Raw genomic sequence first — 13380 nt, 5'->3', positions numbered from 1 at the left:
TCAAACAGAAAGAGCCGCATGAGCATACTCAGCACCAAACGCCTACGCCTGGTACCGATGAACGACAGTCATTTTGATGGTCTGTTCGCGATGAACAGCGATCCCGCCGTGATGCGCTATATCACCGGCAAGCCAGATACGCGGGCCGATACGCAGGCGATGATAGAGCGGGTAAAGGCGCGCTGGTTAGATTGCGGCTATTCGTGGTGGAGTTTTTTTGAGCTGGACAGCGAGCAAATCATCGGTGCCGGGTGCATCCAGCATCTGGGCCGCGATTCTGCCAATCCGCTAGAAATCGGCTGGCGTTTGCGTCAGGATAAATGGGGCCAGGGCTATGCCTCCGAGGCCGCTGAGTGCATGGCCAGCTTCGCCTTCGACACCCTGAAAACCGATCTGCTGTGTGCCGTCTGCCATCCAGAAAATACAGGCTCGGCCCACGTCATGAAAAAACTCGGCATGCACTACAAGGACCTGGAACGCTGGTATGAGATGGAGGTCGCGGTGTATCAAATGACAGGGAATGATTGGGCTAACCGTGCGTAGGTTGGATAAGCCTATGCGCAATCAATATGCGGCCTGCAGGCCAATATCCTGCCACGTGGCACATGGCGCTTACGCTTAGCATTTTAGAACTTCACTTTCTAATCGTACTGCGGATTGACCCTGGAGTAGCGCTGCAGTAAGCTAGCTGGCTTAGTGTTGGGTGTATTTGCCCGACCGCCCGATCGCCCTACGACTCACTCGCTCTACTCTGGAAACCGTAATGAAAAAAATCGTCGTCAAATTTGGTGGCTCTAACCTGCGCCGGCCGCAGGATATTGACCGCATCGTGAATGTGGTGCAAACCTATAATCGGCCGCTGGTGCTGGTGGTCTCGGCGTTTTACGGTATCACCAATGAGCTGGTGGCTTGCGTCAAAGCCGCCCAAGAAGGTGCCGGTACGGCAGCGGCATTAGCCGAGAGTCAGAACTATACGCAGGGCTTGCGCGCCCTGAAAAAACAAATCGTAGCGGCGAATATCAGCGACACTGCGCAGCGCGCCCGCACCGAGGCGGCATTGGCAGTGCGGCTCGATCAGCTGGATCGCTATCTGACCGGCATCCATTGCATCGGTGCGGTGCCGACCTTTGTGAATGACGCCATTCTCAGTTATGGCGAGCGCCTGTCTAGCTTGCTACTCACCGAAGTGCTGATCAGCCGCGGCATCGATGCGCGCGAAGCCTTGCCAGAACATATAGGCTTGATCACCGATGGCGTGTTCGGCAATGCCGCCTGCGATTTTGCAGAGAGTGCGCCCAAGGTCGCCAAGGCCCTGGCGGGTGATGGCGTGATCGTGGTGCCAGGTTTTTACGGTGTCGCTCCGGATGGCAAAACGACTTTGTTCGGGCGCGGCGGTTCGGATTATTCGGCCGCCTCGATCGCCGCTTGCATAGGCGCAGAATCACTCGACGTCTGGAAGGATGTCGATGGTTTTCTGAGTGCCGATCCGGGCGCAGTCAGCGCACCGCGTTCTATCGCACAATTGAATTATCTGGAGGCGGCCGAGCTCTCGTATTTTGGGGCCAAGATTTTGCATCCGCGTACGGTCGAGCCGCTATTTGATCGGGATATTCCTATCCGCATCCTGAACATCACGCGCCCCGAGCGCGGCTTGCAGCCTTACACCATCATCGACGACCAGCGCCGCGTCACCCACGATGTGGTGAAAAGCGTGACCTCGACCACTGACGTGGCGATCCTCAAGCTGCACGGTCCCGGGGTCGGCTTTAAGCCCGGCATACTGGCGCAAGTGACGAATACCCTGGATCAACACGGTATCAACATCAAGAGCGTACTAACGGCGCAAACGGCGATCAATCTGCTTGTGGCGCGCGATCAGCTCGATGCGGCTTATGCGGCATTGGTAGAGCATCATCTGGCCGGGGTAGTGGAGGTCAGCCGCAATGCCGCAGTGGCGATCGTGGCGGTGGTGGGCGATGGCGTACTGGAAGCGTCTGATGTGGGCGGTGCGATTGCCAGCCGCGCCTTGTCAGCCGCCGTGGCCGGTGGTGTCAGGGTCTGTCTGGCGGCAGCCGGGGCTAGCGAAGTGGCGGCGTATATGCTGGTGCATGAAGACGATTGCAAACTGGCCTTACAACTGGTGCATGCGGAGTTTTTTGGGGCTTAGTAGTGATGGTCTGGCATCGCTTGCAAGCGATGCCAGACCCTGATTGCTAAGTGCTCCAGGTCTAAGAGAATATTAATTTTCGGGTTTTATTTTGAGACTCAAAGAACTCAAGGCAGCCAATATGCAGAGTGCAGCGGTGCCCAGAAACGCGCCCTGATAGCCTAGCAACTGCGCTGGCATTGCTGCCTGTGTCAGACTATTGGCCTCAGTGATGCTATGCGCTAGCGTTGACAGGCTCGCGATACCTAAGGCCGCGCCCAGTTGACGTGAGGTATTGAACAGGCCAGATGCCAGCCCCGCCAGTTTCGCCGGAACACCGGCCAGTGCGGTGTGCGCCGAAGTCATTAGCATCAAGCCCAAACCAAGGCCGGTCAGCAAAGTGGGGCCGAGTATATCGATCAGATAATTCGGCTGCAGCGGCAAACGGCTGAGCCAGGCGAGCCCGGCAGCACTGATCAATCCCCCTAGAAAAGGCAAGCGCCGGAATCCGCCATCCATCAGCGGGCGCGAAACGATGGCGGCGATCGCCAGCGTTGTCCCCATAGGCAGCAGCGCCAAGCCGGTATCTAGCGGGCTGTAACTGAGAATTTGCTGTAACACGATGGAAAGGAAAAAAGTCGAGGCGGTCAAGGCTGCTCCCAGAGCGAGCACCACAACATTTCCTATACGCACGCTGTGTAACTGAAAAATACTCAGGGGTATCAGCGCATGCTTAGTCTTGGCCTGGATCAGTATAAATCCCAGGATCAAGATCAAGGCACTCGTCAGTGCCACAAGAACGGTAGGAGAACCCCAGCCAAGTGTGACGGCCTGCGTGATCCCGAATAACAAGGCAGCAGTTCCTAAAGTAATGCTAAGCGCGCCCCAGACATCAAGTCTGGCAGGTGGATTGCCAGCATCCCGGGCTTGCATACACAAAGCCACACCGGCTATTAAGGCGCAGCCTATCGGGACATTGACGAACATGACCCAGCGCCAGCCGAATTTTTCGGTCAGCAGACCACCGATCAGCACTCCCAAAGCGGAGGCGATCGCGCTCGATGCCGCCCACAGTGAGATCGCCCGCGCTTTGGCTGGCCCGCCAGGATACACCGCGACGATTACCGCCAGCGTCGAGGTTGCCAGAGCCGAGGCACCAAAGCCCTGAATCGCTCTGGCGATCAATAAGGCCGCTGGCGTGCTCGCCAGACCACCGGCCAGGCTGGCAGCGGTAAATACCAACAGGCCAGATTGTAAAATGCGCTTACGTCCATACAAATCGCTGGCGCGCGCCGCCAGCAACATACAACCGCCCAGACACAGCAGATAGGCGTCCACCACCCATTGTTGCTGGACCTTGGACAGGCCCAGGTCGGCCTGCATGGCCGGCAGGGCGACATTGACGATAGCACCATCCATGACCACCATGAAAGAGGCCACGCAAGCGATCACGACCGCCATCCAGAGCGGGATATGCGGATGAATTAAGGACTGCGCCGGTAGCGCAGCCGAGGTAGGGGAGGCGTGCATAAAGAGGTCCTGAAATGTTGGTTAAGTTGCCTATTCTGGCTAGAAGGGAATAAGCGCCTTCATCGCCACTGACAGTATTGGACTTAGATGCAAAAGCCTGATAACGTTGTTTGGACAAAAAATAATGAGGAACGGCCAAATTGAGTTTATCGACTAATCCTGGCTTGCCCGATATCGAAGATCGCCTCGATGGCCCTGCTGTGGTGGCTATTTGGGGTGAGGATCAGCCTGGCAATGGTTTTCGACTCGGCACCCGCGAGTACGACTGGCACGCGCATGCGCGCGGCCAGGTGTTTTGCGTGGAAAGCGGCTTGATTCATATGCGCACCGAGCATGGCTCCTGGCTGTCGCCGCCGCATAAGGCTGGCTGGATACCGCCGGGCATGCCGCATCAGGTCAGTGTGAATGGTGCAATGAGTGGCTGGAGTGTTTTGATTACACCGCAAGCGAGTCTGCATTTGCCTCGCCAGCCTTGCGTGATTGGTATCAGCGATGTGATGCGAGCCCTGGTGCAGCGCGCGGTCAGCTGGTCTGAGCGAGAGCAATTGGAAGTCGAACAAGAACGCTTGACCGCAGTACTGTTGGATGAAATCCGGCTGGCCCCACAACTGGGGCTGCACTTGCCGCTGCCGCAAGACCGGCGCTTACTGCGCATTTGCAACGCCTTGTATCAGCAACCGGACGATACCAAAAGTCTGCAAGTATGGGCAAGCTGGGGTGGGGTGTCTGCGCGCACCCTGAGCCGCCTGTTCCGGGAGCAGACGGGACTCAGTTTTGCACAGTGGCGGCAGCAGGCAAAACTGAGCCATGCTTTGGAGCGGCTGGCGCAAGGTGAATCGGTGGCGCAGGTAGCGGATGCTTTAGGTTATGCCACGCCGAGTAATTTTATCGCGATGTTCCGGCGCAGCTTTGGTGATTCTCCCGCACACTATTTTTCCAGCCTGTCTAGCCACATCCTGACGCGTTAGCGAACTTCTAAAACCCGTTAGCGACACGCAATACCGGCGCCGCTTGCAGGCCAAAATGCTGCCAGCAGGCGCATAGATATTGCGCACTGCTCTTTCGAAGTTTCCCTTCGTTAAAGAGCAGGCTATTTTTTACGCAAGAGATCAAGCTCGGCCACTATTTGTCGGGCTCTGGCGGCGGCCGTAGTCTTTAACTCCGGACTGGCGTTTTTTGACATATCGTTGAGTCGGAACCAGTCTGCGCTGATGCTATCGCCCATTTGCTCAGACACGATATGCCAGGCATAGGATTCCAGCGCATTGTTTTCGTTAAAGTAGAGTTCAGAAATGATGCCGGCGGAGCGAATATTCCCCGCCACCAGCGCCTGTTTAAAGGCCTGTTTGGCGGCGTCCGGATAATTCATGTCGGGCTCGAATTCTGGATGATCTTTTTGCCCGTTCAATTCAAACGCATACTTCTCACCGATATGTACCATAGCAAAGGCGTCGCCCGCCTTGGCCATCTTGCGTAAGGTTTTTAAATCTTTGGTGTAGTAATCCGGCGGCACCATATAACCGAGTTGCTCCATTTTTTTGCGACGGGCCGCTTCGTGTGGCGAAATTTCTTCTTTTTCAGGCAGCTCAACTAAGCTGTTAGACGCGAGATTGTTGGGCATATTGGCAATCGCCTCGTTGTTTGCCTGGCCTAGTTCAAACGGTGAGGCCTGCAGATTATTCCCCCCGTTTTGCATGCCAGGCTTGCCTGGGTTTAGCGTAGACCCGGATCTGGATTTTTCACTCATTTGGCTAGCGCCCGCAGTATTTTGATCGCCGCCCTGCTGACTTAAGATGGCGGGCGGCTCAGTCCAAAAAAGCAGCACCACAGCGACACCGGTCAAGGCCAGCAGTCCGACTAAATAATAAGATTTTTTCATACACGATCAAGGTGAAACTAACAGCAAGCGAGGCCGCGTCGGCAAGCGAAAACTAGCTGTCGAATCGCAGCGCTCCAGGAGTAGCTCGCTAGCCTAAGTGTGCATCAATTGGCAAGCGAGCCGGCTTTCTAAAGCTTACACACGCGGTAGATTGCTATAGCATTTTGAGGTGCCATTGGCATAGCCCCAACGGGTGTAATAGTCGCGCTGGGCTGGTGTGCCGTGGTCACCGCCGGCATAATAACGGGCGCTGCTGACCGCAGCCGCCAGGAAAGGCGTGTAGCGCAATGTATTTTCTGCATATTTGACAAAAGATCCGCCCGCACAATCGGCCTGCAATTCCATATACGGTGCACGCTGATTGATGTTTCTGGTGAATTGTATGGAGTGACCCCATTCATGCCCCAGCACCGCTTTGGCCGCATAGTTGCCGTGATTGCTCTCCACCGTTTGTAAGAAACTAGTGCCGACGCTGATGATGTAAGGGCCACAAGCACGTGCATCTGGAGTCCCAGATTCGCCACATGCGCGTTGATTTATATACACAGTAGGATTTGCCATGGAACCAAATACACCGCGTATCTCTGTGGCGGTTTTATTGATATAGCTAGTGGTGACGGTCACCGCCTGCGCTGACTGTGTCAGGCTGCAGAGAGTGAGTGTGATGGCTATGGCCAGTGGTAACTGTTTTTTCATGGTTTGCTGTCTCCGGGTTGGGCTGCGAGCCGGCTGTTTTTTAGAAAGTGCCGGCTTCAAAAAACCATCTGCAAAGGTAATCGCAGATGAGGTGCTCGAAACAGCGAGAGTGACGCCGATCGAGACACTAGTAGAGCGTTTTTTGCAGCAGAAAGAAAGTACAGACAAGCAGATACCGCGCCAAATTTTAGCCGGAGTAAAGTGTCAAAAAAACATGCGAACGAAGATAATTTTGTAAATACGAAAAACAGGGCGGAATATCTCGATGACTGAAAATCAATATTTCTATTGTGATTCATTCCATCTCTATTTATCCACAGTCTTTTGTTAAAAAGTAGTGTTGTTAATCAGCTGCGTTTGCGCGCAGAGCGCAGCATTGCTGGCTCTGCGCGCTCTCTTAAATTTTAGCCAATATGAGCAATTACAATTGCTTACACTGTTTAAATTTGCCGATTTTAGAAACCGCATACAATCATCAAACCGTGCCCCAAAGAAAGATTGCAAGATGGAACAACTACCTGAAATAAACCAAGATGCCAGCCTGCCGCTAGCGAGTTTATTGACAGCGACGGCATTGCTAAGTGCCTGCGGTGGTGGCGGCTCTAGCATAGGTGGAAACAACGCGACGGCAGCAGGTTCGCCGCCGCCAGTGACGCCACCTGCCGTAATAACAAAGCCTGCTAATGAAGCGGAAGCAGCGCGTTTTCTGGCGCAAGCCGGTTTTGGCGGGTCTGCAGTGGCACGCCAGGCTTTAATCAGCAATGGCTATGAGCCCTGGATTAACGAGCAACAAGCACTAGCGCAAGGGCAATCCCGATTTGATGAATTAAATGCGATCAAGCTCAGTGATCCCGCCAGCTTTGCTCTGCAAAGTGAACAACGCGATAATCTGATGTGGAAGCGCATTGCCGCCGCCCCGGATATGTTGCGCCAACGCATGACTCTGGCCTTATCTGAAATTTTTGTGGTGAATATTAGCGGCGTCGATCTGCCTACCCAAGCGCATGCACTGTGCGGCTATATGGATATGCTCGAAAAGCATGCTTTTGGTAATTTCCGCCAGCTGTTAGAGGATGTCACTCTCAGCGTTCCTATGGGGCGTATGCTCGGCACCTTCCGGAATATGAAGGAAGACAGCAAAACGGGCCGTCGTCCCGATGAAAATTACGCGCGCGAAGTGATGCAGCTGTTCACCATAGGTTTGGTCGACTTGAATATGGATGGCACTGCCAAGCTCGATGCCAATGGCAAGCCCATAGACAGCTACAATCAAGATACCGTCAGCAATCTGGCACGGGTGTTTACCGGCTGGAGCATCATTCTTGATTGGACGTCGCCGGACCCCGATCCTGAGCCTATGCGCCAGCCTATGCGTCTCGACGAAAATGCCCATTCTTTATTAGAGAAAAAATTCCTCGGCGCGACGATCGCAGCCAACACCGATGGCCGCGCCTCACTGAAAATCGCGCTGGATACTTTATTTAATCACGCCAATGTCGCGCCCTTTATCAGCCGGCAGTTTATACAGCGTTTTGTCTGCAGTAATCCTAGTGCCGCTTATGTAGGCCGCGTTGCGGCTGTATTTGCCAACAATGGGCTGGGAGTGCGCGGCGATCTGAAAGCCGTCGTCAAATCTATATTGATAGACAGCGAAGCGCGTACCGCCCCAGATGTCAGCAATCTGTTTGCCGGCAAAATCGTCGAGCCTATGGTGCGCGTCGGCAGCTTTTTCCGAGGCATGAAATTCACTAGTCCGGATGGTCAATGGCGACTGGTACGCGCCAGAAGTTTTGGGCAGCAACCACTCGGTGCCCCTAGTGTGTTTAACTTCTTCCGTCCCGGTTATGTACCGCCGAACACCGTCTTGGCGACCCAAAACAAACAATCGCCAGAACTGCAAATTGTTTCTGAGCAAACGGTGCTGACTCAGGTCAACGAGTGGGCTAGTCTGTTAGATAATCCGGCATCGTATACCCACCGAAATTATCAGGATGCTGCCAAGGCCTATAAATCAGATGCGGACAGCACTGGTTTGCAAATGGATTGGACGCTGGAGTTGGCAATGGTGAGCAAACCCGATACCTTGATTGAACACTTCAATCTCTTATTCTCGGCCGGCCAATTGTCTGCCAACAGTAAGCAGATCATTCTCAGCAGCGTGAGTAAAATGCCGCTGACCGACACCGATCCAGCCAAGCTGCGCACCAAACAACTTAATCTGATAAAAACCGTTGCCTTGATGGTCTTGGTTGCCGCAGATACTCAATTGCTGAAGTAAAGGAGTCACACATGGATCATCATTTTACGCGACGCGAATTTCTCAAGCGCGCCAGCCTGCTTGGGGTTGCCGGTGTGGCAGCTCCCATGGCCTTGAATTTATCGATACTCAATGAAGCGGTCGCTGCCACTAGTCCCAGCGATTACAAAGCCCTGGTCTGCCTGTATATGGCAGGCGGCAATGATTGCCACAATGTGCTGATCCCCTACGATAATGCCAGTTACGCAAAATATGCGGCAATCCGTCAGGCGTTGGCGATACCGCAGGCAAATCTGAGCGCAACGGCATTAGGTGTGCTCGATGCCAATGGCCGGCAAATGGCTTTAGCGCCGCAGTGGGCGGGTCTTAAAACTTTGTATGATGCCGGTAGTTTGGGGGTGATCAGCAATATTGGTACCCTAGCAGCGCCGATCACCAAGACCCAATATAAAAACAACTCGGTAGCCTTACCGCCTAAGTTGTTATCGCACAATGATCAGACCAATGTCTGGCTATCCGGTGCGGCCGAGGGTGCAGGTAAAGGTTGGGGTGGGCGTATCGCCGATCTGTATATGGCCAACAATACCAGCACCGCCCTAACTTGCGTGATGATAAGTGGTTCACGGGTGTTTTTAAGCGGCCAGCAAACCGCTGCCTTTACTCAGGGTACCGGTAACCCTTTGCAATTGCTCGGTGGCGCCACGAGTCGTTGGGGTAATACGACATTACGCGCGGATCTGATCGATCTGATGACCAAAGGCAAAGACAATGAGCTCGCCAATGCCTATCGCGAAATTAGTAATCGCGGCATCAGCACCTCAACGACCGTTGCCAATGCCTATGTAGGAAAAACTGATCCCGTCGGTTTTCCGGCGAATAATAATTTGGCCGATCAGCTCAAAGCGGTCGCCAAAATGATCGCAGCGCGCGATACTTTAGGGAATAAACGGCAAGTCTTCATGGTGCAAATTGGCGGTTTCGATTTGCATGATGATCTGATGCAAAAACATCCAGGATTATTGACGAGCATTAACGACGCCATGCTGGCGTTTCAAAATTCTATGGTGGCTTTGGGCTTGCAAAATAATGTCACCACCTTCACCGCTTCTGAATTTGGCCGCACCCTCTCCTCGAATGGCGATGGCTCGGATCATGGCTGGGGTAGTCATCATCTGGTGATGGGCGGCGCAGTCAAAGGCGGGCAAATTTTCGGTAAAAAAATGATGCCGGAAATTGACGGCGACTTCGACATAGGCCAGGGTCGTCTGATCCCCGATTTTGCTACCGATCAACTCGCATGGTCGCTCGCCAAATGGTTTGGTGCACAAGACAGCGACAAGTCTTTGATTTTGCCAACCATGGCCAACTTCGATGCCAGTGCACTCAAGATATTCGGCTAAATACGCGATAGCAAGCCAGATTAATGACAAAATCTGGCGCTATAGCTAGCCTCCACCCGGTTTCTCTGAGCTTAGCTCAGCGGTGCTCCTGATAATTATAAAAATAGCACTTGTATTGCCAATTCAATTACGCAATACTAAGCTCTGGTGCGCACATTCCCGCTCAGGGAAATATCAGCTTCATTTAGCACCCAGCCCTCTCACTAAGGAGAACCAGGATGCCTACGATGAATGCCTATCCCCAAACTTTTGCTTACGCGCCGCGCTGTATGGGCAGCGTCGCTAGTTTGCTGCTGCTTGCGGCCCTGCATGGCTGCGGCGGCACGCAAGAGCCTGTGATCAGTGTCAGCAAAATCACTTATACCTCGCTAGACCCTGTCAAAGCTTTGAACGTACCGGCCGAATTACGCATGCCTCGTGGCCAAAAACTGCCAGCCGTGGTCATCGTGCATGGCAGCAGCGGCATCGACAGCCGCGGCATCAGCTATGCCAAAGAACTCAACGCTGTAGGGATTGCCACCTTAGAGATAGATATGTGGGCCGCGCGTGGCATTAGCGATGCCGCTGGCCGCCCTAAATCGGTACCCGAAACCCTGCCGGATGCTTATGGTGCCCTAAAATTTCTGGCTGTCCAGAGCCAGATAGACAGCCAGCGCATAGGCATCATGGGCTTCTCATGGGGCGGAGTGGTGACTATGTTGAGCGCGACCGCGCCCTACACCCAGCAATACATGGCAGGCAGCGGCTTGGCGTTTGCCGCGCATGCGCCAAATTACCCGGTATGCTGGGTATATAACCGGGTGCCTGGCTATGCCTTCAATAGCTTTACCGGTGCCAGGGTATTTTTACAAGGAGGCGATCTCGATACTTATGATCTGCCCGATACCTGTCCCAAGCTAGCATTATCGGTCGCTGCTGCCGCCCCGCCCGGCGTGCTCAGGGTCAAAATGTACGCAAACGCCACCCATGGTTTTGACCGCAGCGAAGCTGCCGTGACGATCAGCGATCCCTTCTCGCACCTGGGCAAAGGCGGCGAGGTGTTGATGGCACCGAATCCAGAAGCGGCAGCGCTAGCACGCACCGCTACCGTGGCGTTTTTTCTTAAACAGTTCGGAATGTAAATCAGCACAATAAAATCGCGTGCGCAAGCGCCATGCGGCTTGCAAGCCAATATAGGCCTGGGAGGCGCATGGATATTGCGCATGCGATTTGAAAATTACGTTTAGCCTTGGAGCTCTATTTTTCTCGCACCAGATACACGCAACGACGCGCACCGGCTTGCAAATGTTCGACTCTTTCTACGCTGCATTGCGGCCCTAATACGCGCTGAAAAACCGCTAATTCTGAACGACAAAATTGCTGACAGCTTTGCGCTGCTGCGCAGATCGGGCAATGGTCTTCGATCAGATGCAGACTGCCGTCGTCTTGATTCTCTATATGCGCCATATAGCCTTCGGCATTGCGTGCCGCACTGAGCGCCTTGAGCTTGGCTTTCAGGTTCTTAGCCTTGGACAGGGCGGCGACATACAGCGCCTCAGTATCTTGTTCGCGTGCGCTGATGAGTTTTTCCAAACCAGCTTCGCCAAACAAGCTGCGCACCTGCGCGATAATTTGCACAGTGAGATCGCCATGTCTATCCGGGAAACGCGCATGACCGGCGGCAGTTAAATGCCAGCGGCGCGTCGGCCTACCGATTTTCTCCGCGGCGTCTTCATAGTCGAGCATGCCTTTTTCTTGCCAGGCTTCGAGCTGGCGACGCGCGCCCATGGACGTAAGTTCTAAACTTTCGGCAAGCTCTTGCGCGGTTTGCGGGCCACGGGTTTTGAGCAGATACAGGACACGTTCAGCGGTATTCATGCGGTCTCCAGCTGGCGGCATGATTGCTGCGCCAACTCTTTTTGCCAATGCCCGATACGCCAGGCGGCCCAACTACTTAGCGCGGCGCCCAGTAGCAAAATCAGACGGGTATCGATCAAGGTCAGCACCGATCCGAGCAAGGCCATAATGATATTCGCCAGACAAAAAGTGGTCGAGATCAAGCCCATTACCGCGCCTTGGCCGTAGTGACCAAACTGCTCGGCACACCAACTCGGTAGTATCGCGTTATAGAAAGAATTCGGTATCCCAAACAGGATAATCGCTGCTAAACCCAGCCACAGATTACCGATAGCCAGACAGGCAATCGCGCCCGCCACAAAATACGCATGCCAGCGTATCCGTCGCAAAGGGGCTATCGTGCTTGGACGTCCGGCAAAAAACGAACTCACTATCATCAAGCCGCAAAGTCCCGCCGTGATCCAGGCAATACCTTGCGCATCGTAGCCGGGTACTTCGACCAGCCACAGCGGATAAAACTCGTAAAACGCGGTGACACCACAGGTGTAGGCTAGCTGAATCACGAACAAGCTACGCAAAGCTGGATGGCGCAATAACAGCAAGGTATGCTGATCACGCGCCACTTGCCACCACGAGGTAGTGGCTTTGGATGGAGCCTCCCTGGGCATGCTAATCATCACCAAGGCGGCGGCCAGCACGAGTGCGCCTGCCGCCACCCAAAATGGCACGGTAATCCCCCAGACCAAAGTGACGCCGGCCAATAATGGCCCAGCCAACCAGCCTGCATAAAACGCGCCATTCAACCAGGCCAATGCCTTGACTCGCTGATCGCCAGTGAGCCTGTCAGCCAGTAAGGCGCGCGCCACCGAAGCATTGCCTTCCATTAATCCGGTAACAAATCGTGCCAGTATAAACAGCGGATACGACTGCAATAACAAAGCCCAGGCAGTAATCGCATGCCCGAGTGCGGCTCCCAATGCGCTGCTTAATAATACCGGACGCCGACCAAAGCGATCCGATAAAGGCCCGAGTAAGGCCGAACCTAGCAGCAAACCAAGCGGATTAATACTCAAGGCGATACCAAACAAAAGTTTGGGCGGCAAACCCATGAAGTGATTCAGACTATTGCTGGCATCGGCCGCAAACAGCGGCGGCAAGATAGGATAGGGCAGCGCCGCACCCACAGTAGAGAGCAGCGCCAGCAGACAGGCGGTGGCGATCAGTAGCGGTGTTTTCATAAAGCCGTCGTTTCAAATTGGGATGGAAACCTAGTCTGAAGTATAGACGAATTTAAATTTAAATAAACAAAAATGTTTATTTAAATTGAATGTAAAAAAAACGACCGTAACAATCCAGCTTAGCAAGCCCAGAGCAAAATATCGCTATCAGTCCAGGCGCGACCGCCAGACTCAGCCTGACATTCAAAAGCAACAGCGCCAGCGCGCATATTCCATGCGCCTGTTGGCAGCATATTGCGATGTCAAGTTCGAATTGCGACAGGAGTAGGCATGAGATTAAATAGTACTTCATGCGGAGTTCGGTAGCCTAAGGTTTTTCTAGGGCGATGATTCAGGCGATCTTCAATCTGTTGAATTTGCGCTGCCGAATATTTCATTAAGTTCGCTTTTTTGGGAAT

General features: G+C 53.8%; 11 protein-coding genes and 1 pseudogene. 6 read left to right on the top strand and 6 right to left on the bottom strand.

Annotated features, from left to right (window positions below; translation table 11 throughout):
• Positions 1 to 18 precede the first annotated feature (18 nt).
• Positions 19 to 543: a GNAT family N-acetyltransferase gene (locus tag ACO0K8_RS06710; protein WP_422945879.1), complete on the top strand. Its 525-nt coding sequence runs from the start codon at positions 19 to 21 to the stop codon at positions 541 to 543.
• A gap of 220 nt (positions 544 to 763) precedes the next feature.
• The gene (locus ACO0K8_RS06705) at positions 764 to 2167 is read left to right on the top strand and encodes an aspartate kinase (protein ID WP_422945878.1); all 1404 of its coding nucleotides are present in this window, start codon (positions 764 to 766) and stop codon (positions 2165 to 2167) included.
• 72 nt (positions 2168 to 2239) lie between these two features.
• On the opposite strand, the gene ACO0K8_RS06700 is transcribed toward ACO0K8_RS06705, so the two are convergent.
• The gene (locus ACO0K8_RS06700; RefSeq protein ID WP_422945877.1) at positions 2240 to 3676 is read right to left on the bottom strand and encodes an MFS transporter; all 1437 of its coding nucleotides are present in this window, start codon (positions 3674 to 3676) and stop codon (positions 2240 to 2242) included.
• A gap of 140 nt (positions 3677 to 3816) precedes the next feature.
• On the opposite strand from ACO0K8_RS06700, the gene ACO0K8_RS06695 reads away from it, so the two are divergent.
• A complete protein-coding gene (locus ACO0K8_RS06695; protein ID WP_422945876.1) occupies positions 3817 to 4644 on the top strand; it encodes an AraC family transcriptional regulator in 828 nt (275 codons plus the stop codon).
• A 122-nt stretch (positions 4645 to 4766) separates the two neighbouring features.
• On the opposite strand, the gene ACO0K8_RS06690 is transcribed toward ACO0K8_RS06695, so the two are convergent.
• Together ACO0K8_RS06690 and ACO0K8_RS06685 are read right to left on the bottom strand one after the other, a co-directional pair.
• On the bottom strand, positions 4767 to 5555 hold the full coding sequence (locus ACO0K8_RS06690) for a hypothetical protein (RefSeq protein ID WP_422945875.1): 789 nt from the start codon (positions 5553 to 5555) through the stop codon (positions 4767 to 4769).
• 135 nt (positions 5556 to 5690) lie between these two features.
• Complete coding sequence (locus ACO0K8_RS06685) at positions 5691 to 6251, bottom strand: hypothetical protein (protein ID WP_422945874.1); 561 nt, start codon at positions 6249 to 6251, stop codon at positions 5691 to 5693.
• A 505-nt stretch (positions 6252 to 6756) separates the two neighbouring features.
• Here ACO0K8_RS06685 and ACO0K8_RS06680 point away from each other — a divergent pair.
• The 3 genes from ACO0K8_RS06680 (at position 6757) to ACO0K8_RS06670 (ending at position 11029) form a co-directional block, all read left to right on the top strand.
• A complete protein-coding gene (locus ACO0K8_RS06680) occupies positions 6757 to 8529 on the top strand; it encodes a DUF1800 domain-containing protein (RefSeq protein WP_422945873.1) in 1773 nt (590 codons plus the stop codon).
• A gap of 11 nt (positions 8530 to 8540) precedes the next feature.
• Entirely contained in the window at positions 8541 to 9908 is a 1368-nt protein-coding gene (locus tag ACO0K8_RS06675) for a DUF1501 domain-containing protein (RefSeq protein WP_422945872.1), read from the top strand.
• 218 nt (positions 9909 to 10126) lie between these two features.
• Positions 10127 to 11029: a dienelactone hydrolase family protein gene (locus ACO0K8_RS06670; RefSeq protein WP_422945871.1), complete on the top strand. Its 903-nt coding sequence runs from the start codon at positions 10127 to 10129 to the stop codon at positions 11027 to 11029.
• 115 nt (positions 11030 to 11144) lie between these two features.
• Here ACO0K8_RS06670 and ACO0K8_RS06665 read toward each other — a convergent pair whose 3' ends face one another.
• From ACO0K8_RS06665 to ACO0K8_RS06655, 3 genes and pseudogenes are all read right to left on the bottom strand, one after another.
• Positions 11145 to 11765, bottom strand: coding sequence for a helix-turn-helix transcriptional regulator (locus ACO0K8_RS06665; RefSeq protein WP_422945870.1), 621 nt, complete (start codon positions 11763 to 11765; stop codon positions 11145 to 11147).
• A complete protein-coding gene (locus ACO0K8_RS06660) occupies positions 11762 to 12982 on the bottom strand; it encodes an MFS transporter (RefSeq protein ID WP_422945869.1) in 1221 nt (406 codons plus the stop codon). Before ACO0K8_RS06660 ends, ACO0K8_RS06665 begins: the two co-directional genes overlap by 4 nt.
• A gap of 242 nt (positions 12983 to 13224) precedes the next feature.
• Positions 13225 to 13380: pseudogene (locus ACO0K8_RS06655) on the bottom strand (IS30 family transposase); the annotation flags it as partial.

The sequence above is a fragment of the Undibacterium sp. Ren11W genome (assembly GCF_049340485.1).
In the GTDB taxonomy this organism is placed as follows: Bacteria; Pseudomonadota; Gammaproteobacteria; order Burkholderiales; family Burkholderiaceae_D; genus Undibacterium.
The sequence above is the reverse complement of the archived record's forward strand: the minus strand, read 5'-3'. Positions and strand labels throughout refer to the sequence as shown.

Excerpts from the sequence above, each read along its gene's own strand:
- ACO0K8_RS06660 (WP_422945869.1), bottom strand. The coding sequence starts at position 12,982 with ATGAAAACACCGCTACTGATCGCCACCGCCTGTCTGCTGGCGCTGCTC.
- ACO0K8_RS06710 (WP_422945879.1), top strand. The coding sequence starts at position 19 with ATGAGCATACTCAGCACCAAACGCCTACGCCTGGTACCGATGAACGAC.
- ACO0K8_RS06670 (WP_422945871.1), top strand. The coding sequence starts at position 10,127 with ATGCCTACGATGAATGCCTATCCCCAAACTTTTGCTTACGCGCCGCGC.
- ACO0K8_RS06680 (WP_422945873.1), top strand. The coding sequence starts at position 6,757 with ATGGAACAACTACCTGAAATAAACCAAGATGCCAGCCTGCCGCTAGCG.
- ACO0K8_RS06675 (WP_422945872.1), top strand. The coding sequence starts at position 8,541 with ATGGATCATCATTTTACGCGACGCGAATTTCTCAAGCGCGCCAGCCTG.
- ACO0K8_RS06685 (WP_422945874.1), bottom strand. The coding sequence starts at position 6,251 with ATGAAAAAACAGTTACCACTGGCCATAGCCATCACACTCACTCTCTGC.
- ACO0K8_RS06690 (WP_422945875.1), bottom strand. The coding sequence starts at position 5,555 with ATGAAAAAATCTTATTATTTAGTCGGACTGCTGGCCTTGACCGGTGTC.
- ACO0K8_RS06700 (WP_422945877.1), bottom strand. The coding sequence starts at position 3,676 with ATGCACGCCTCCCCTACCTCGGCTGCGCTACCGGCGCAGTCCTTAATT.
- ACO0K8_RS06665 (WP_422945870.1), bottom strand. The coding sequence starts at position 11,765 with ATGAATACCGCTGAACGTGTCCTGTATCTGCTCAAAACCCGTGGCCCG.
- ACO0K8_RS06705 (WP_422945878.1), top strand. The coding sequence starts at position 764 with ATGAAAAAAATCGTCGTCAAATTTGGTGGCTCTAACCTGCGCCGGCCG.